This window comes from Microvirga sp. BSC39 (genome assembly GCF_000739015.1).
GTDB lineage: Bacteria > Pseudomonadota > Alphaproteobacteria > Rhizobiales > Beijerinckiaceae > Microvirga.
The window spans coordinates 309,654-327,373 of record NZ_JPUG01000078.1 but is presented as its reverse complement, the minus strand read 5'-3'; the positions used below and the strand labels follow the sequence as shown (position 1 = coordinate 327,373).

General features: G+C 60.0%; 13 protein-coding genes. 9 read left to right on the top strand and 4 right to left on the bottom strand.

Annotation, left to right across the window (positions count from 1 at the left end):
• Position 1: 1 nt before the first annotated feature.
• Entirely contained in the window at positions 2–2,803 is a 2,802-nt protein-coding gene (locus tag MA07_RS25570) for a hybrid sensor histidine kinase/response regulator (protein WP_036358799.1), read from the bottom strand.
• A gap of 698 nt (positions 2,804–3,501) precedes the next feature.
• Positions 3,502–4,188: a response regulator transcription factor gene (locus tag MA07_RS25565; protein WP_036358797.1), complete on the bottom strand. Its 687-nt coding sequence runs from the start codon at positions 4,186–4,188 to the stop codon at positions 3,502–3,504.
• 1,164 nt (positions 4,189–5,352) lie between these two features.
• Here MA07_RS25565 and MA07_RS25560 point away from each other — a divergent pair.
• A complete protein-coding gene (locus tag MA07_RS25560; RefSeq protein WP_348270424.1) occupies positions 5,353–8,004 on the top strand; it encodes an EAL domain-containing protein in 2,652 nt (883 codons plus the stop codon).
• Between the two features lie 144 nt (positions 8,005–8,148).
• Complete coding sequence (locus tag MA07_RS25555) at positions 8,149–9,033, top strand: aldose 1-epimerase family protein (RefSeq protein ID WP_036358794.1); 885 nt, start codon at positions 8,149–8,151, stop codon at positions 9,031–9,033.
• 19 nt (positions 9,034–9,052) lie between these two features.
• Here the strand turns inward: MA07_RS25555 and MA07_RS25550 are convergent, their stop codons facing one another.
• Positions 9,053–9,436 (bottom strand): response regulator, encoded by a 384-nt coding sequence (locus tag MA07_RS25550; RefSeq protein WP_348270423.1) that lies wholly within the window; start codon positions 9,434–9,436, stop codon positions 9,053–9,055.
• Positions 9,437–9,509: 73 nt separating this feature from the next.
• On the opposite strand from MA07_RS25550, the gene MA07_RS25545 reads away from it, so the two are divergent.
• Positions 9,510–9,746 (top strand): hypothetical protein, encoded by a 237-nt coding sequence (locus MA07_RS25545; protein ID WP_152569021.1) that lies wholly within the window; start codon positions 9,510–9,512, stop codon positions 9,744–9,746.
• A 43-nt stretch (positions 9,747–9,789) separates the two neighbouring features.
• Here MA07_RS25545 and MA07_RS25540 read toward each other — a convergent pair whose 3' ends face one another.
• Positions 9,790–10,005, bottom strand: coding sequence for a hypothetical protein (locus tag MA07_RS25540; RefSeq protein ID WP_036358786.1), 216 nt, complete (start codon positions 10,003–10,005; stop codon positions 9,790–9,792).
• A 359-nt stretch (positions 10,006–10,364) separates the two neighbouring features.
• Here MA07_RS25540 and MA07_RS25535 point away from each other — a divergent pair, with 359 nt between their 5' ends.
• The 6 genes from MA07_RS25535 to MA07_RS25510 all read left to right on the top strand — a co-directional run bounded on the left by MA07_RS25535 (position 10,365) and on the right by MA07_RS25510 (position 17,718).
• The gene (locus MA07_RS25535; protein ID WP_348270425.1) at positions 10,365–11,912 is read left to right on the top strand and encodes a UbiA family prenyltransferase; all 1,548 of its coding nucleotides are present in this window, start codon (positions 10,365–10,367) and stop codon (positions 11,910–11,912) included.
• 80 nt (positions 11,913–11,992) lie between these two features.
• The gene (locus MA07_RS25530) at positions 11,993–12,388 is read left to right on the top strand and encodes a GtrA family protein (protein ID WP_036358783.1); all 396 of its coding nucleotides are present in this window, start codon (positions 11,993–11,995) and stop codon (positions 12,386–12,388) included.
• A complete protein-coding gene (locus MA07_RS25525; protein ID WP_036358780.1) occupies positions 12,385–13,719 on the top strand; it encodes an FAD-binding oxidoreductase in 1,335 nt (444 codons plus the stop codon). The genes MA07_RS25530 and MA07_RS25525 overlap by 4 nt, the downstream gene beginning before the upstream one ends.
• Positions 13,719–14,462, top strand: a complete 744-nt coding sequence (locus MA07_RS25520) for an SDR family oxidoreductase (RefSeq protein ID WP_036358778.1) — start codon at positions 13,719–13,721, stop codon at positions 14,460–14,462. Before MA07_RS25525 ends, MA07_RS25520 begins: the two co-directional genes overlap by 1 nt.
• A 26-nt stretch (positions 14,463–14,488) precedes the next feature.
• The gene (locus MA07_RS25515) at positions 14,489–16,105 is read left to right on the top strand and encodes a hypothetical protein (protein WP_052003527.1); all 1,617 of its coding nucleotides are present in this window, start codon (positions 14,489–14,491) and stop codon (positions 16,103–16,105) included.
• Entirely contained in the window at positions 16,102–17,718 is a 1,617-nt protein-coding gene (locus tag MA07_RS25510; RefSeq protein ID WP_152569020.1) for a hypothetical protein, read from the top strand. The genes MA07_RS25515 and MA07_RS25510 overlap by 4 nt, the downstream gene beginning before the upstream one ends.
• The last annotated feature ends 2 nt before the right edge of the window (positions 17,719–17,720 follow it).

Below are 17,720 nucleotides of genomic sequence, written 5' to 3'. Positions count from 1 at the left end.
ATTAAGCAGCCTCTTCAAGCGTTCCATTGAGCTCCGCGAGAGCGGAGAGCAGGCCTCTGCGGTCGATTTTCGAGACGATCTCGGAAATGTGCAGCTTTCTGGCCAGGGCAATCTGCTGCGGGTCGGGCTTGACGGTTAGACCGATCACAGGAGTCACGCTGTGATGCGGATCGGCCCGCAAGGACGCAACCAGGGCAAAGCCGGAATGTCCTGAAAGCTCAAGATCCGTGACGACCACGTCAACGTGCAGTCCGTTCGATAGCAGGCGAACAGCCTCCTGTGCGGTCGAAGCGGTTTGGACGCGATATCCGGACGCCTTCAGAACCGGCACGAGCATGTCCCGGAAGAAGGTCGAGCTGTCGACGAGGAGCAGAGACCGCTCCGGCCCGCCCTTTCGCTCCTTGCGCGACCAGGTCTCCAGAACCATCGGCAGGTAGTGGGCGACATTGACGATTTCGGTGGTGCGCCCCCTGACGACGGCAGAGCCGACGAGATCGGAGCGCTCGGCCAAAAGTTCGATGTCCAGCTTGTCTTCCACGATGTCGACAATCTCGGCAACTGCCAGACCCATGGACACATCGCCGTCCGAGAACACCAGCAGCGACTGCATGCCTTCACGCTTGATCGTGAGTTCTTCGTCACAGGAGACCAGCGGCATCAGGCGGCCGCGGTACTGAACGACGGGGCGGCCGCTCGACCATTCGATCGTGGATGCTTCGATCTCCTCAAGCCGCGTCACCAGGGAAAGCGGGACAGCCTTCAGGCTCTCGCTCCCGCCACGGAAGACCAGCAGGCTTGTCAGTTCGTCCGCAGCAACGACCGCTTGCTCAGGATCCGCATCGCCCTGGAACTCATTGCGGTCCGACTCCGAACCCACCATGCGGGCGAGACCGTTAGGATCAATGATCAGCACGACGGCGCCGTCGCCCAGGATGGTGTTGCCTGAGAAGAGCTGGATGTGCCGCAGCTTCGAGGACATCGGCTTCACCACGATTTCCTCGGTATGAAACACTCCGTCGACGAGAATGCCGAAGCGCTGATGTGCGACTTGCGTTACGACCACGAAGCCGTGATTGGCGTCCTCATTTCCGGACAGACCCATGACTTTCGACAGCGGCACGATCGGCAGCAGACGGTCGCGCAGGCGCAGGATCGGTGTTCCGTTGATGCGCTCGATCGAATGCTCCGAGGCGGGCGACACCCGGACGAGCTCCGATACCGCAATCTGCGGAATGGCAAAGCGCTGATCCTTGGACGACACGATGAGTGCTGCAACGATAGCCAGCGTCAGCGGGATCTTGATCGTAAAGGTCGTTCCTCGACCCTGCTCGGAGCGAATGTCGACGGTTCCGCCAATCAGCTCGATGTTGGTTTTGACCACATCCATGCCGACGCCGCGGCCCGAGACGGATGTGACTTTCGCGGCTGTCGAGAAGCCGGGGTGGAAGATGAATTTCGCCACCTGGGCATCGCTCATCCGCTCCAGTTCGGCGTCGTTTGCAATCCCCCGCTCGGCGGCTTTCTTCCTGATGGCTGCGAAGTTCAGCCCCTTGCCGTCGTCGGCAATCTCGATCGTGATGGAGCCGCCTTCGTGATAGGCGTTGAGGCGGATCGTGCCCTTCTCGTGCTTACCGGAAGCCTTCCGTTCGGCCGGGCTCTCGATGCCATGGTCCGCCGAGTTGCGGACCATATGGGTGAGAGGGTCCTTGATGACCTCAAGGACTTGCCGGTCGAGCTCCGTGTCCGCACCCTGCATCACGAGCTCGATCTTCTTCGAGAGTTCGTTCGAAAGGTCGCGCACAACACGAGGCAGCTTCTGCCAGGCATTTCCGATCGGTTGCATCCGGGTCTTCATCACCCCGTCCTGCAACTCGGCCGTAACCTGCGATAGACGCTGTAGCGGCACCTTGTAGCCGTGATCCTCCGAGCTGCGCCGGGCGATCTCAAGCAGCTGATTTCGAGTAAGAACCAGCTCGGATACCATCGTCATGAGGTGTTCGAGCGTATCTACGTTGACACGGATCGTCTGAACCTTACCCGAGATGCCTTCGCCGGCCTCTCCTGCCTCAGACGATTCGCCATTCTTCTTGGGAGCCGTAGGTGCTGCAGCGGGAACCGCTGGCATCTCGCTGGATGCCTTCTCGGTAGGCTTCTCAATAACGAGACGAGCCGGTCCCGGCGCTTCGCGGAACGCGCGCTCCAGCTCATCGAGGGAAACCTCGCCCGGCTTCAGAGGGCGCTCAAGCACCTGGTAGGTCAGGGTGCCGGCGGTCACATCCTTCTCTGGACCGGGAGCCGCCTGAAAGGCACGCTCTAACTCGTCGAGCGAAACCTCACCCGGCTTCAGCTCCCGTTCGAGCACTTGGTAGACGGGAGTGGGCGAGGCTTGCGCCGTCTTTGGAGCCAGGGCAGCCTCCGGAGCAGATGGCTCCTGCGAGGCCATCCTGTCCAGCAATGCGATGAGATCGCCATCGGATCCTTCTGGTTCGGCGCCCTGACGCTCAAGCTCCCCGAGGATCTCCTTGATGCGATCAAGGGTGCTGAGGATCAGCGAAACGGCAGGAGTCGTGACCGCCATTCCGTCGCGGAACTTGCCCATGAGCGTTTCAGCTGCATGAGCCAGTGCTTCGAGCCGGGGCAGACCGAGAAATCCGCAGGTTCCCTTGATCGTATGAACCAAGCGGAAGATGTTGCTGAGGATAGCTTCGTTGTTCGGATCCTGCTCGAAACGGACCATCTCCACGTCGACCGTTTCGAGGTGCTCGTTGGTCTCGGTAAGAAACTCAAGAAGAAGGTCGTCCATTGCCGTGTCTCAACTCTTACTATGTGAACTGAATGGCGCCGGTCGTCTGGCGCTTCAGATTGGGAGAATCGTTCGGCCTTCACGCCGGCAATAAAGCGCTGAACCTCATGTTCAGACGTGGGAACTGAAGGGCAGGGATCGGATCAGGATTGAAAATCAGGGAAGCGCCTGCTGCGCATTGTCCGCATGCAGACGGTCGTCCGCGATATTCCGATCTTCATGATAGTGCCCCAGTACGCCTCGTTCACTGCATCACTTCGTCAGCCAATGCGGCTGAGCGGCTGGACCCGATCAACTCTTCGTCGCTCATCGGACGAAGAGTTGATCTATTGAGCTTTGCGCCTCTTGGGTCGCAGCCATGACGTTGAGGAAGAATAAGTCGGCGTTTCCTGCATTAGAGTTAACGCGCAGAGGGGTTGAGCGCTGAATCGACTCATTTTCAGATAAAAGCCGCACACCTTAACAGCATCAATGTTGCATTTGGCACTGATGCGTTGTCGGCGGAATCTGGCGACGTATTTGTCGCTGCAACCGGAACCTTCATCCGGCCGATCTGACAGAATTTGATCTGAGGGGGTTGTCGTTAACGAGGGGTCCGATGTTGAACGTCTGGAGACCGTGAGCGCCCAACATGGATCAGCAAAAATAGTATGGCTGCCGCAGCAAGCTGCGGCAGCCATACATTGAAGTCGTCAGGATCAGGAGGCGACACCTACATAGGAATAGCCGATATATCGCTTAGCATCGATCGGATCATAACCAAGGCGCTGCCGCAGCTTCTTGCGCAGCTTGCTGATATGCCCCTCGACGACACTGTCCTCGACATCATCGCTGTAGATCCCGTAGACCGCGTCGAAGATCTGCTTCTTGGTGAGCCGATGCCCCTTCTTGCGAACCAGATATTCGAGAATGTGCCTTTCACGGCGAGGGAGGGAGAGAGGAAGGCCATCGATCTCCGGATCGCGGCCATCAAAGAAGACCTTCAACCTGTCACTGCTGTCCTGAGCCTTCTTTCCTGAGTTCGCGTTCACGCGGCGCCAGACAGCCTCGGTGCGTGCGAGAATCTCCCGGACATGAACAGGCTTACGAACAACATCGTCGAACTTCGCAGTGAAGAGCTCCAGGGTCTCTTCGAGAGAGCGAACATCGCTCAGGGCGATGATTGGAGCCTTGGAGTAGCGCCGGATACTTTCGGCGGAATGAACCCGCTCTTCGAAGGTGCCCAGCACGAAGCCCTGCACGGCCTCCAGGTCGGAATCCGAGGCCGTCTCCAGCCAATCGCTGAACTCGTCTGAGTATAAGCCAAGGGAGGATATGCCTTCACGCTTGAAGCTCGCAACATATCCAGACGTAACCATCTGCCGGTCATCGACGACGATATACATTTCTTCTGCCCCGCCTTAGTAATTAAGTGCGTTCATTAATTGTGTGCTTGCCGCTCACGTTTATTTACTTGATTCAGCTTCGTTAAGCGGCTGAGACAGAAACTATATTTTGGCCCTTCAACGGACAATACGTAAATAATGGGAGATGCCACTCGCTTATGGTTAATGCTCCTTAACCAACGTTAAGAAGACCTTTCGCAGGTAAATTGTCCCATCTGTTCACGGCAGAGCCGACCAAGCAGAAAGCACAAAGGATTGTCAGATCTCATGTTTTTCCAAAGCTGGAACGTAGCTTTCTCTCTCACTCGTCCCGGAAGAGCCGTTATGATCTCTTGTAACTACGTAGTTCCCGAAATTCGACGCTACGTAGAACCACCTACGCAACCTGCGAAGACAGCAGCGTCTCAAGGTCAGATTGCACGGCTCATGTCTTCTGCACTTCGGAGAATCAATGCTCTTTCAGGCGCCAACAACGACAGATTGCCATGCAGGCGAAACAGGGGCCTGCACGTTGGCGGGTGAGACGAATGGAAGGCCTCTGTTAACCCTGAAACGGGGTGTCGCGCCCCATTTCTTGACCTTGCGTAAGACGACAGCTACCCCTTTGGTTTGAGTATCTTTCGATAACTAAAGACAAGAGTTTATCAGCACTATGGCAGGTCCTCGTTGAGGACCGGCATGACGCACTGCCATTTTACCGGTCGGCCCGGATCATAGGTTCGCAACGGATCGAGTGAATGCTCGAGGCATGATGCCCCTCCGTTGGGTCGGCTCATCCGACATTTCTCAAAGCCCCTATGCTTCTCAACCGGCAGTTTTTGCATGTTAGAATGTCCTGGTCACAGCGAGCTGCCTCATTGGGAGGAAGTCGAACGCCTTGCTGCGCTCCGGAACTTCGCCATTCTGGATACAGCGCCGGAGGTTCAGTTCGACAACATCGCGAAATTAGCGGCTCAGATCTGCAATACTCCGATAGCTTGCATCTCGTTTCTTGACGAGCATCGACAGTGGTTCAAAGCCAGGATTGGACTGGAGTTCACACAGACCCCCCGCGAGAACTCAGTCTGCAATCATGCCATCCTGCAGCCAGGACTTTTCGTCGTCGCTGATTTGAACCTTGACCCGCGCTTCAATGACAGGGTTCGAATGGAAGGCGAACCCGGCTTGTCATTCTACGCGGGAGTTCCGCTCAAGACGAAAGAGGACCTGCCGCTCGGGATGCTCTGCGTTCTCGACTACATCGCGCGCCCTGACGGCCTCACCGAACAGCAAGGAGAAGCGCTTGCCACGCTTGCCGAAGCGGTCATGTGTCAGCTCGAGCTGAGACTGACCAGCAAGACGGCGGCCGAAAGCGAGGAGTTTACACGTCGTCTTCTGGCAAGCTCCGATGACTGCATCAAGGTTTTCGACCTGAAGGGGCGTCTCCGCTTCATGAGCCAAGGCGGCATGCGCGCCATGGAAGTCGAGGATTTTCGCACAATTGAAGGACGCCACTGGACCGAGATCTGGAGCAGCATCGCCGGCGAGGAGTCCGCCGCAGCCATTGAGGCGGTCAAGTCGGGCGGGATCGGTCGCTTTCAGGGGCCGTGCGCAACGATGACAGGAACCCAGAAATGGTGGGATGTCGTCGTTACCCCAATTCTGGGGCACGACCGCACTCCACAGGGCTTCCTTTGCATCTCCCGGGACATCACGGACTTTCGAGCCACTGAAGAGCGCCTTCGGAGAAGCGAGAAGCGCCTTCGCACCCTTGTGGATGCCATGCCGGCATCCATGAACTCCCCACAGGTCGTCTGGTTTAGCGCTCCGGACGGAGAGTTCACCTATTGCAACGACGTCTGGTACGAGTACACCGGCTTACGTGTCGAGGACGGACCGGCCGGGAGTTGGAGCGCGGTCATCGATCCGCTCCAGCGCGAGCGGATCCTCGGCATCTGGAATGATGCCCTCGGCAAGGGCACATCTTTCGAAATCGAAATGCCTTTGCGGCGAGCCTTGGATGGCATGTATCGCTGGTTTATCGTGCGCGGCCAACCCTTGAAGAACGAGCAAGGCAGGATCGAGCAATGGTTCGGCATCGCCATGGACATCCACGAGCGCAAGGAGTCGGAGCAGGCACTGAGGAAAAGCGAGGAGCGTCTGCAACTGGCACTCAAGGCCGCCCATATGATCGCGTGGGAGTTCAACCCGCAGTCCGGGGCGACCACCCGTTCCGAGAATTCTTTGGCGCTGCTTGGAATTAGGCCAAGCGTCGACATAACTTTCATGACCGGCATTCACCCCGATGATCATCAGAAAGTCGAAGGGTTCCTGCGTGAGATCCGTTCGGACGGGGCCAGTTCCATCGAGTGCCGCTATGTCCTGCCCAGCGGAGAGACGCGATGGCTGCGTGCCCGTGGCGAACAGGCCGGCCCTGATCGGATCGTGGGCGTTACCTTCGACATCAGCGAGCAGAAGGAAGCGGAACAAGAAATCTGGCGCTCAGCCAACCATGATGCCCTAACCGGTCTTCCCAACCGCACGCTGTTTCAGCATCGTCTCGATGCCGCTCTCGACCATGCACGGCAGAGCGGCACAAGTGTCAGCCTTCTCCTGATCGACCTAGACGACTTCAAAGACATCAACGATACGCTCGGACATGACGCCGGGGATGCTCTGCTGCAAGAAACGGCTCGCCGTCTGTCCACCATGGTGCGGGGATGCGATACCGTGGCACGGATCGGCGGGGACGAGTTCGCTGTCCTCGTCGTCGATCCGCTGAAGCTGGAGAACGCGACAAGGCTTGGCTCGTTGATCGCCGAAATGCTTCGTCAGCCGTTCATCTACCAGAAGCGGACGCTGATCAGCCGGGTGAGCATCGGCATCGCCGCCTTTCCCGATCATGACGGGAATCCGGCGGAACTCATCAAGGATGCCGATATTGCGATGTACCAGGCCAAGTCTCAGGGGCGAAACCGGGTCATCACGTATTCGCCCGAAATGCGGAACGTCATCGAGCAACGCGTCTCCCTTGGACGCGATATGCGCGAGGCCATTTCCAACGACGAGATTGTTCCCTTCTATCAGCCGAAGATCTGTCTCACGACAGGAGAGATCATCGGCCTTGAGGCGCTGGCACGGTGGCAGCATCCGACCGAGGGCATCCTCACCCCCGGGTACTTCGGCGCAGTCTTCGAGGATCACGATATCGCGGCGGCCATCGGCAAGAAGCTGATCACAAAGATTGCTGCGGATGTCCGCAGCTGGCTGGATCAGGACCTCCTGTTTGGCCGGATCGCTCTGAATCTCTCGCCAGCTGAGTTCGGTCAAGCGGCCATCGTCGACAACCTGTTGCGGACGCTGGATCGTTTGAGGGTACCGGCCTCATTGTTCGAGGTGGAGGTCACGGAAACCGTTCTACTCGGCAGGAACTCACACAACGTTTCCGAAGCACTCGCCCAATTCCGGCGGCAGGGGATCCAGATCGCACTGGACGATTTCGGCACCGGATATGCCTCCTTGACCCATCTGAAGCAGTTTCCCGTGGATCATATCAAGATCGACAGGAGTTTCGTGCGTGATCTTGAGCAGGACTCAGACGATGAAGCGATCGTAGCTGCGGTTATCAGCCTTGGAAAGAGCCTGCAGCTTCAGGTCACGGCCGAGGGGGTCGAAACGCATGGGCAGGCTCGGCGTCTGCGCGAGTTGGGTTGCGATCATGCCCAGGGCTTTCTGTATGCGAAGCCGATGGCCGCCTCACAGGTTCCGGATCTCGTAAGCCGGTGGAATTCCATGCTTGTGAGGCCCCGCTCCGATAAGGCGATGAACAGGTCTTAGCGTAAGCTACATTGGCAGCAGGCCGGGAAGTTCGAATCTCTATCTTGCAAGCTTCCGTCTGCCTTGCCGATCCTGTTTCCAGCCCCATCTGTCCCTCCGCGCCGTCGTGCCGGGATCAGCACCATGGGAAAGGGAGCTTGAAGAATGAGCGTCATCATCTCCAGTCCACACCTGCGCGCGCAGGTGTCTGCGGAGGGAGCCGAGCTCATTCGTCTCCAGGATGAGCAGGGTCGTGATTGGCTGTGGGACGGAGATCCTGCCTTCTGGACCGGGCGCTCCCCCCTGCTCTTTCCCATTGTCGGTCGTGTGAGTAACGATCGCATCCGTGTCGACGGATTGGAGTACGAGCTGCCCAGGCACGGCTTTGCCCGCACGTCCCGCTTCGAAGTCGAAGAGGCAAACCCATCTCAATGCCGCCTTCGCCTCTGCTCGAGTGAAGCTACGCTTCAGCGCTACCCTTTTCCTTTCCAGCTCGATGTGAGCTATGTGGTTGAAGGCGCTACATTGAGCATCACCGCAGCCGTGGCGAATACCGGATCCTCCCACATGCCGGTCTCGTTCGGCTTCCACCCGGCCTTCCGATGGCCCCTGCCCTACGATGCTCCGCGCGAGGCCCACGAGATCCGGTTCGAGCAGGAGGAGACGGCACCGATTCGCCGACCTCTTGAAGGTCTCATCAAGCGCGAGACTGAACCGACCCCTGTGCAGGGCCGCGCCCTTGTCTTGCGTGACGCTCTCTTCGATGCGGATGCTCTGGTGTTCGATCAGCTGAGAAGCCGTTCCGTCGAGTACGGCGCACCTGGTGGCGCCTCGGTTCGTGTCGAGTATCCCGACATGCCGCATTTGGGAGTCTGGACGAAACCGGGAGCAGGTTTCATCTGCATCGAGCCCTGGCAGGGTTATGCGGATCCGCAGGGCTTCGCAGGCGACTTCTCAGACAAGCCGGGGATTGTTTTCGTTCAGTCCGGCGAAACTCGCCGCTTCGCGATGACCATAACTGTCAAGCCTCCAACGCAGCGATCCGAATGAGGCAGGCAGAACGTCGGGATCAATGGCTCGTCACGAGCTCGCGAATCTGCTGAACGACATCATCGCTGCAATAGGGTTTCGGCACGAATCGGCCATCATCGGGAAGCGTCTCGGGACTTGGCCGATGATAGGCTGAGGAAATCAGGAGCGAGATATGCGGCCAGCGCTGCTGGACGTTTTCGGCCAGGTCCAGCCCGTTCATGGAACCTGGCATGTCAATGTCCGTGAAAAGAACCTGCACGTTCTCAGAACACGATTCCAGGACCGCTAACGCAACATCGGCATTGGCAGCCTCAAGGACATGGAAGCCGGCATCCTGGAGGTCATCGGCCGCTGCCATGCGCACAAGCGGCTCATCTTCGACCAACAGAACGACAGGCAAGTGGTGTGAATAGCTGTTCATCATGAGGCGTGGAACGAAACTAACCTATGTTAGTTCCTACTGCTCAGGTGGTTATCGAGCGGGGGATCGCGCCATGACGTCGCACAAGTTCAAAGTTGGAGATCGGGTGCGTCTCGTCAAGCTTGCAAGCACCAACACGGTGGAGGCATTTCTCAACATGGTGACAATGGTCGACACCACGCGTCCTGACGACGTATGGGAGGTCACCCGTCTTCTTCCGGCCGACCAGGCAGGCTTCCAGTATCACGTGCGAGGAACCCATGACGGCCCCGCACGCCTTGTCCGCGAGGAGCAGTTGCTGCCGATCTGATATTTGAGCTCGGGCAACCTTGGCCGACCACCAGCGACAGATCTCAGCCTGCCTTTCGAAGGGGAACTCGAGGTTCGCGTTCAATCTGTCCGGTGGCTGAATGCCGACGGCGGAAATCGTGAAGCTCCTGCCTCACTGTTTCCAGAACGGGATCGAAGGCTGGCCCATGCTCCTTTGCGATGTCGACGAGCACATCAATCGCCCGGAGCAGGCGCTCCTCGGTAACAGGCTCCCACTTGCGTCCTGACCACTCGTCCATCTCAGATCCTCCTCATGGATTGAGACAAACACTGGCCCAACATCCTTGCGGCTCGGTTAAGGGCCATGGTTAACGTTTTCTGCCCCTAACTAGTCCCCTGCTGCTGTCTCGGACACGAGCTTCAGGCTTATGAAATAAACCCGTTCATGAAACTTTTTACAGCCGCGTTTGTTGGTTCGCCGTCAAGTTCTGCCCGATTGCCATAAACCGCCGAGTCCGGATCAGCCAGGTGACGATGCTCATGGGCTGAATGGGACAGAAATGGCTTGGCATGGGGAAGCTGTGCTCCATGTACACAGCGGCAGAACAAGCGACCACACGTTCATTATTGGCTTTTTTAGAGGGAGCACGGGCTCTTGGTGCAATCTGAACTCAAACCGCAGACTTTGCCCCATCGTGCCCGCAACCTTCGCACTCGTGAGCGCTCCGAGCGCCGGTACGAGAAGGATGAGGCGCATTGGACCACCCTTGAGATCGAAACGCCTGGGCAGGAGGGATCCCGCCCTCTTGTGGTGGATCTTGACGGCACGCTGATCGCCTCCGACCTGCTGATCGAAACCGCCTTCTCGGAGCTGGGTCGTCGGCCGCAATCCATTGTCGATATGCTGATGGCTCTCTCCCGTGGCAAGGCTGCCCTGAAGCACCGCCTGTCCGAGCCCGTCGATTTCAATCCAGGAACGTTGCCTTACGATCCTGAGGTCCTGTCCCTGATTCGTCAGGCCAGAGCCGCGGGACGTCCTGTCTATCTTGCATCTGCAAGCCACCAGCGTCTGGTGGAGAGCGTCGCCGATCACCTCGGCCTCTTCACGGGATGGTTCGCTTCCAACGAAACTACGAACCTGGCCGGCCACAGGAAGGCCCAGCAGCTCGTCGAGACTTTCGGAGAGCGCGGCTTCGACTATGTCGGCAATGACGCCGCCGATCTTCCCGTCTGGGAGAAAGCCGCCAAGTCCATCGCCATCCGCACCCCGGCAGGCGTTCGGCGAAAGCTCGCCAGTCAATGCCCCGATGCAGAGCACCTGACCCATGCGCGCCCGACATGGCGGACATGGGCCAAGATGCTGCGTGTGCATCAATATGCCAAGAACGCGCTCATTTTCCTCCCGCTCCTGGCCGCTCATCTGTTCACGCTGGAGGCCATCACCCAAGCTGTTCTGGCCTTCGTTGCCTTCTCGCTCTGCGCCTCGAGCATCTACATTCTCAACGATCTGGTGGATCTGCAGGACGACAGAGGGCATCGCAGCAAGTGCAACCGCCCCCTGCCGAGCGGTGCCATTCCCTTGATGCACGGCGTCATGGCGATACCGGTTCTCTTTCTCGGGGCATTGGCAGTCGGATCGACCGTGTCGCTGTCTTTCCTGGGCGTGCTGCTGGGCTATTTCGCCCTCACCACCGCCTATTCCTTCGTGCTCAAGCGCATGATGGTGGTCGACGTGATCACGCTGGCAGGCCTTTACTCGGTTCGGGTGATCGGCGGCGCTGTCGCGGCATCTGTCGCCGTATCGGAATGGCTGATCGCCTTCAGCATGATGATCTTCATGTCGCTGGCCCTGATCAAGCGCTATGTTGAACTGGCGGCCCGCCGCGATGCCAACCTCCCGGACCCGACCAGCCGTGACTACAAGAATAGCGACCTGGACATCGTGGCGGCCCTGGCTGCGGCTGCTGGCTTCAATGCCGTAACCATCCTGGCGCTCTATATCTCCAGCGACAGCGTCAACGATCTCTACTCGCGGCCTCAGCTTCTCTGGCTTGTGGGCCCGCTTCTCATGTTCTGGATCGCCCGTGCGCTGATGCTCGCCGGGCGGCGGATCATGGATGACGACCCGGTGGTGTTCGCCATCCAGGACAGGGGCAGCCTGCTGACGGTGGCCGCCGCCCTCGCCCTGATCGTGGCTGCCGTCTAAGCTATGTCCCGTCGGCGAGCAATCGAGAGCACAAGCCCTTCTCGAACCCTCCTCAGGATCCTCATGGGAGAGCGTGACCGATGATGTTCGTCCGCTATGTCCTGTTTGCCATCGTGGCGACTCTGGTCAATCTGGTCACCCAGGAGGTCGTCATCCGGATCGCGCCGGTTGCCCCCCTGACTCTGTCCATTCTGATGGGAACGGCTGCCGGCTTCATCCTCAAATACGTGCTCGACAAGAAGTGGGTGTTCGACGACGACTATGGCGGCCACCGTCAGGAGGTTCAGAAGATCACCCTCTACGGTGCCTTCAGCGTCCTGACCACCTTGGTCTTCTGGGGCTTCGAGGTGACTTTCTGGATGATCTGGCAGACGGATCTGGCAAAATATACCGGTGCGGTGATTGGACTGGCGATCGGCTATGCCGCCAAGTTCCTTCTGGATCGGACTTTCGTATTCAAGGAGCGGCAGGCATGACGGAACTCACCGGCTGGGGACGCTACCCCCGCCATCCGTCAGAGACCATCAGCCCCCCGTCCCCCAAAGCCCTCCCTTCCCTGATGGCCTCCCGGACCGGGCTGGTGGCCCGTGGCAACGGGCGCGCCTATGGCGATGCCGCCATTGGTGAGCGGGTCACCCTCATGGCCCAGGGGCTCGACCGCATCCGGTCCTTCGACCAGACGACAGGTCGTATCCAGCTGGAAGCAGGCGTCCTGCTCTCCGACCTGCTCGACATCGTGGTGCCAAAAGGCTTTTTTCCGCCCGTTGTGCCGGGCACCAAGTTCGTCACCATCGGCGGCATGATCGCCTCGGATGTCCACGGCAAGAACCACCACCGGGACGGCGGGTTCGGCGACCACGTGGAAAGCCTCACCCTGGCCCTGCCGGACGGCGGTGTCGTCACCTGCTCGCGTGCGGAGCATCCTGAACTCCTGTCCGCCACGATCGGCGGGATGGGGCTCACAGGCACCATCCTCGATGCCACCTTCCGTCTCCGGCCCATCGAGACCGGGTGGATGCGCCAGACGACCACCGTCGCCCGCGATCTCGACGGCGCCATCCGGGCCCTTCAGGAGACGGGCAGCGCGACCTACTCGGTGGCCTGGATCGATTGCCTCGCCCGAGGCGCTTCGCTCGGCCGTTCTCTGATCTTTGCGGCCGAGCATGCCACCCGCCGGGATCTGGACGCCCTGCAGCCTGGAGCCGAGCCCTATCCGTCCTCCAGGCTTGGGCGCCTGGGCGTTCCAATCGACCTGCCCTCCTTCACCCTCAACCGTCTGTCGGTGTCCGCCTTCAACGAGCTGTACTTCCGGGCAGGAGCCGTGAAATCCGGCTATCCCTTCTTGGTCCACTGGAATCCGTATTTCTTCCCACTCGATGGAGTCGGCAACTGGAACCGGATCTATGGGCGACGCGGCTTCCTGCAGTATCAATGCGTCATCCCCATGGGGCAGGCGCAGGGTGTCCTGGGCGGCATCCTCGAGCGCATTTCCAAGCACGGCAACGCATCCTTCCTGGCCGTGCTCAAGCAGCTCGGCTCAAGTCATGGAGATCTCTCGTTCCCGCTCGAGGGCTTCACCCTGACTCTCGACCTGCCCGTGAGCGACGACGTCTTCCCCCTGCTCGACGAGCTTGACCGCTGGGTGGTCGAAGCCGGGGGGCGGCTCTATCTAGCCAAGGATGCAAGGCAATCGCCTGCAACCTTCGAGGCCGGTTATCCCGGATTGTCCCGCTTTCGCGACCTGAGGCGGGCCATCGGTGCGACCGGCCGGATTTCTTCGCGTCTATCGGTACGGCTGGGCATCTGATGGAACCTTCGAAAACCCTCCTTCTCGTCGGCGGCACCTCCGATATCGGGCGCGCCACGGCCTTGCACTACGCTCAGGCAGGCTGGCAGGTGCAGCTCGCCGCCAGGAACGAGGAGGAAGCCCGTCGCAACGCTGACGACATCCGCGCTCGTACCGGCGCCGAGGTGACGGTGCACAGGATCGACATCCTCGAGACCGGCGACTTCGACAGCTTTGCCGACAGCCTGCCGAGGCTGCCGGATACGGTGGTGTGTGTTGTCGGTGAGCTGGGCGATCAGGCGAAGGGCCAGGCCGATATGGCCCACGCATCCCTCGTGCTGCGGACGAACTTCGAGGGGCCGGCGCTCCTGCTCGGATCGCTCGCCGAGCGTTTTTTGGCGCGCGGGTCCGGCACTCTCGTGGGTGTGAGTTCCGTAGCGGGTGATCGCGGTCGTGGATCCAACTATCTGTACGGCGCCGCCAAGGCGGGCTTTACGGCGTTTCTGTCGGGCCTGCGCAATCGCTTGGCCCCTAAGGGCCTGCGCGTGGTGACGGTCAAGCCCGGTTTCGTGCGCACGCAGATGACGGCCGGCATGAAGCTCCCCCCCGTCCTCACCGCGGAGCCCGGCGAGGTCGGACGTGCCATCTTTACGGCAGCCGAGAAGAGCGGCCGTGACGTGATCTACGTGCGCCCGATCTGGCGGCCGGTCATGATGGCAATCGGGAGCATTCCCGAACGCTTCTTTAAGCGCTTGCGCCTCTAACTCCTGACACACGGAGGATAGAAATCATGCGGCTCTGGACTGAGCGCCCCATGAAGGTGGGTCTGATTCTGCTCGTAGCCGCGGCCCTCCTTGCCGCGTTGCTCGCTCTTCCCGGGCAGACCGTCACGACCCGCTACCTGAACGACCTCTTCGTCATTCTGGATGGGGCCTACCGGGTCGCCGCAGGCCAGGTGCCGAACCAGGACTTCCACACGCCTCTGGGTCCTTTCGCCTATTATCTCTCGGCTGCAGGTTACGTTCTGTCGGGAACTCTCGGCGGGACCATGCCAACGGCCATGGCCCTGATCACGCTTCTGGTCGCGCTGCCAATGGCGCACGTCCTCGGCTCGCGGCTTCATCCTTTCCTTGCAATTCCTTACGGCCTGTTCCTGCTCCTGATCCTGGTGGCGCCGATCAATCTCGGTGAGGGCGTCACGGCCTTGTCTTTCGCCAAGTTCTACAACCGGATCGGCTGGGCTGCCTTGGGCGTGCTCCTGGTGATGTATCTGCGCCCGATCAGCACTGATCGCCGCCAGACGATCCTGGATATTGCCTGTGCGACCGGTCTGACTCTGCTGATGCTCTACACAAAGCTCAGCTACGGTGTTGTGGCGCTTGCCTTTCTTCTTCTCATGCTCTCGGATCGACAGCAGCGCCGCTGGTCCGCCAGTGCCTTAGGGGTCACGGCACTCGCCGCGTTGATCATCGAGCTCGTCTGGCAGTCTTCCCTTGCCCATCTGGCCGATCTGCGGTTGGCCTTCAAGGTGGGCGGCGGTTTGCGCGGCACCTGGGGGCAGATCACCGATCACATCCTTGGCAACCTCACCGATTATGTTCTGCTTGGCCTTTTCGCCGGGATAGCCCTGTACCGCACCCGCAGCGTCAGGGATCTCCTGTTCTATGCCTTCTGCGCTGTCGCAGGGTTTCTGATCATCAATCAGAACTTCCAGGCGTGGGGCATCATCATGCTTCATGGCGCGGCGGCTGTTGCCGCCGAGACGATCCTCCGGTCTGAGAACCACCGGGCAGGAGCCGGCGACCACGGGAGTTGGTCGACGGCCGCAGGCGCAAAGCTGCTTTTCCTGGCCGTGGTGCTGCCGACCAGCATCCATTGCTTGGCCGCGCTCAGCCTTCACACAGCCGCAGCAACCATAAGGGCAGGCAACCCCGTCCCGCTTCCGAACCTGGAGCAGGTTCGGGTGGCGAACCTCTGGACATGGAGCGACTACGATACGGCCGCAGCTTACCAGGCCACTCTGCGTGAAGGCTTCGATGCTTTGTCGAGCCTCGACCCGAAACCGTCTCGGATCTTCGTGCTCGATCAGGGGAATGCGTTCTCGATGGCGCTCGACGCTCCTCCGGCACAAGGCGATACGCCGTGGCTGCAATGGGACCGCACCCTCGGCAGCGTGAACCATGTCCCGGCGGAGACGCTGCTGGCCGACGTGCAGTTCGTGATGGAGCCGAAGTCCCCCGATGGCCCTGATGCTGCGAAAGGGCCGCTGCCGCAGCTCCAAGCCCTCTACGGTCCTTACATCGCAGCCCATTTTGACACGGCCGGTGAGACGCAGCATTGGAAGCTGCATCGGCGCCGTCTTCCCTCAGCTCCTGAGGCGGCCTTGCACCGGGGCGGTCGTTCATGACGGCTCCTCCCGGACGGCAAATGCTCTGGGTATCCGGCACGCTCCTCTGTGCCGCGGCCGTTTTCGGGTTGCTGCTTGCCTTGCCGGGCCAGACGGTCACGACCGCCTACCTCAACGACCTGTTCATCTTTCTCGACGGTGCGCACCGCATAGCATCCGGGCAGGTTCCCAACCGCGACTTCCACACGCCCCTGGGCCCGCTGTCCTTCTATGTGCCGGCTCTCGGATACTGGATCTCCGGCAGCATGGGCGGCGCAATGCCCACAGCCATGGCGGCCACGACGATTGGGCTTGCCCTGCCGATGATTCACATTCTCGGTTCGCGTCTGCGGCCGGCGGTGGCAATCCCGTATGGCTTGTTCCTGCTCCTGATCGTCGCCGTTCCCATGAATCTCGGCGAGAGCATCGCGTCGTTGTCCTTCGCGATGTTCTACAACCGGATAGGGTGGGCAGTCCTCAGCACGCTTCTCGTCATGTATCTTCAGCCCGAGAGGTCACACGGCCGCCAGCATCTGCTCGATGCTCTCTGTGCCGCCGCCCTCAGTCTGACGTTGCTCTACACCAAGATGACCTATGGCCTTGTGGCCCTCGCCTTTCTTGCGTTCATGCTGTTCGATGCCCGCCAAAGGCGATGGGTGCTGTGGGCCCTCGGACTGCTTGTCCTATCGGCCCTGCTGATTGAAGCCTTCTGGCAATCCTCAATCGCTCATCTTGAGGACCTCGCCCTTGCGGGCCGGGTGAGCGGGACCCGCGGCATCGTTGATCTGTCGCTCGCTTTCCTCCGCCATTTGGCCGATTACGTGCTTCTCGCCATCTTCGCCATCCTGGTCCTGTGGCGAACCCGCAGCTTGCGTGATCTCCTGTTCTTCGGGATTTGCGCGGGCCCCGGGCTGATGATCCAGAATCAGAACTCGCAGCCCTGGGGGATCATCACGCTTTTTGCGGGGGCAGCCGTGGCCACGGAGTTGCTGCTGCGTTCTTGCCGGCACAACGATCAAGAAGAGAGCGGGATCCTGGCCCGCGGGGCTCCGCTTTTACTGCTGGCCTTTCTCCTGCCGACAGGCCTTCACTGCTTCATGGCGCTCGGCGTGCATGCCATTGCCGCCACGACCCGGACAGGCCAGCCTTTCGGATTACCTCGTTTCGGTGAGCTGAGGCTGACCAATCTTTGGATGCCAGGCGACCGCAACTTCATGACCGACTATCTCATGGACGCCCAGGAAGGCGCGCGCCTTCTGAGCGAACTTCCCATAAAGCCCAGGAACGTTTCGGTCCTGGATTTCGCCAATCCTTTTTCGGCAGGCCTGAATCTGCCGCCTTCCCGCGGCGATTACGCGTGGCTCCACTGGGGACGCAACATTAATGACGTCCATCACCTGCCTCCGGAGCAGTTGCTCGGAGAAGTCGATGTGCTGATGGTGCCGAAGGCCGGCATCAATGGCATCCCGCTTCGCACTCCTTACGGATCTTACATCCGCGAGGCATTTGATCCCATTCGTTATACCGATCAATGGACCGTGTATAAACGCCGTGAAGCAAGCATGCTCAGCAGGGTCGGACAGTCGGTGGAACATGCACAGCCATCCCGTGTTGGCGCTGGGGATGGAATGTGACC

Coding starts and splice junctions, on each gene's coding strand:
- MA07_RS25520 (WP_036358778.1), top strand. CDS start 13,719: ATGGAACCTTCGAAAACCCTCCTTCTCGTCGGCGGCACCTCCGATATC.
- MA07_RS25515 (WP_052003527.1), top strand. CDS start 14,489: ATGCGGCTCTGGACTGAGCGCCCCATGAAGGTGGGTCTGATTCTGCTC.
- MA07_RS25510 (WP_152569020.1), top strand. CDS start 16,102: ATGACGGCTCCTCCCGGACGGCAAATGCTCTGGGTATCCGGCACGCTC.
- MA07_RS25530 (WP_036358783.1), top strand. CDS start 11,993: ATGATGTTCGTCCGCTATGTCCTGTTTGCCATCGTGGCGACTCTGGTC.
- MA07_RS25550 (WP_348270423.1), bottom strand. CDS start 9,436: ATGAACAGCTATTCACACCACTTGCCTGTCGTTCTGTTGGTCGAAGAT.
- MA07_RS25555 (WP_036358794.1), top strand. CDS start 8,149: ATGAGCGTCATCATCTCCAGTCCACACCTGCGCGCGCAGGTGTCTGCG.
- MA07_RS25525 (WP_036358780.1), top strand. CDS start 12,385: ATGACGGAACTCACCGGCTGGGGACGCTACCCCCGCCATCCGTCAGAG.
- MA07_RS25565 (WP_036358797.1), bottom strand. CDS start 4,188: ATGTATATCGTCGTCGATGACCGGCAGATGGTTACGTCTGGATATGTT.
- MA07_RS25570 (WP_036358799.1), bottom strand. CDS start 2,803: ATGGACGACCTTCTTCTTGAGTTTCTTACCGAGACCAACGAGCACCTC.
- MA07_RS25545 (WP_152569021.1), top strand. CDS start 9,510: ATGACGTCGCACAAGTTCAAAGTTGGAGATCGGGTGCGTCTCGTCAAG.
- MA07_RS25540 (WP_036358786.1), bottom strand. CDS start 10,005: ATGGACGAGTGGTCAGGACGCAAGTGGGAGCCTGTTACCGAGGAGCGC.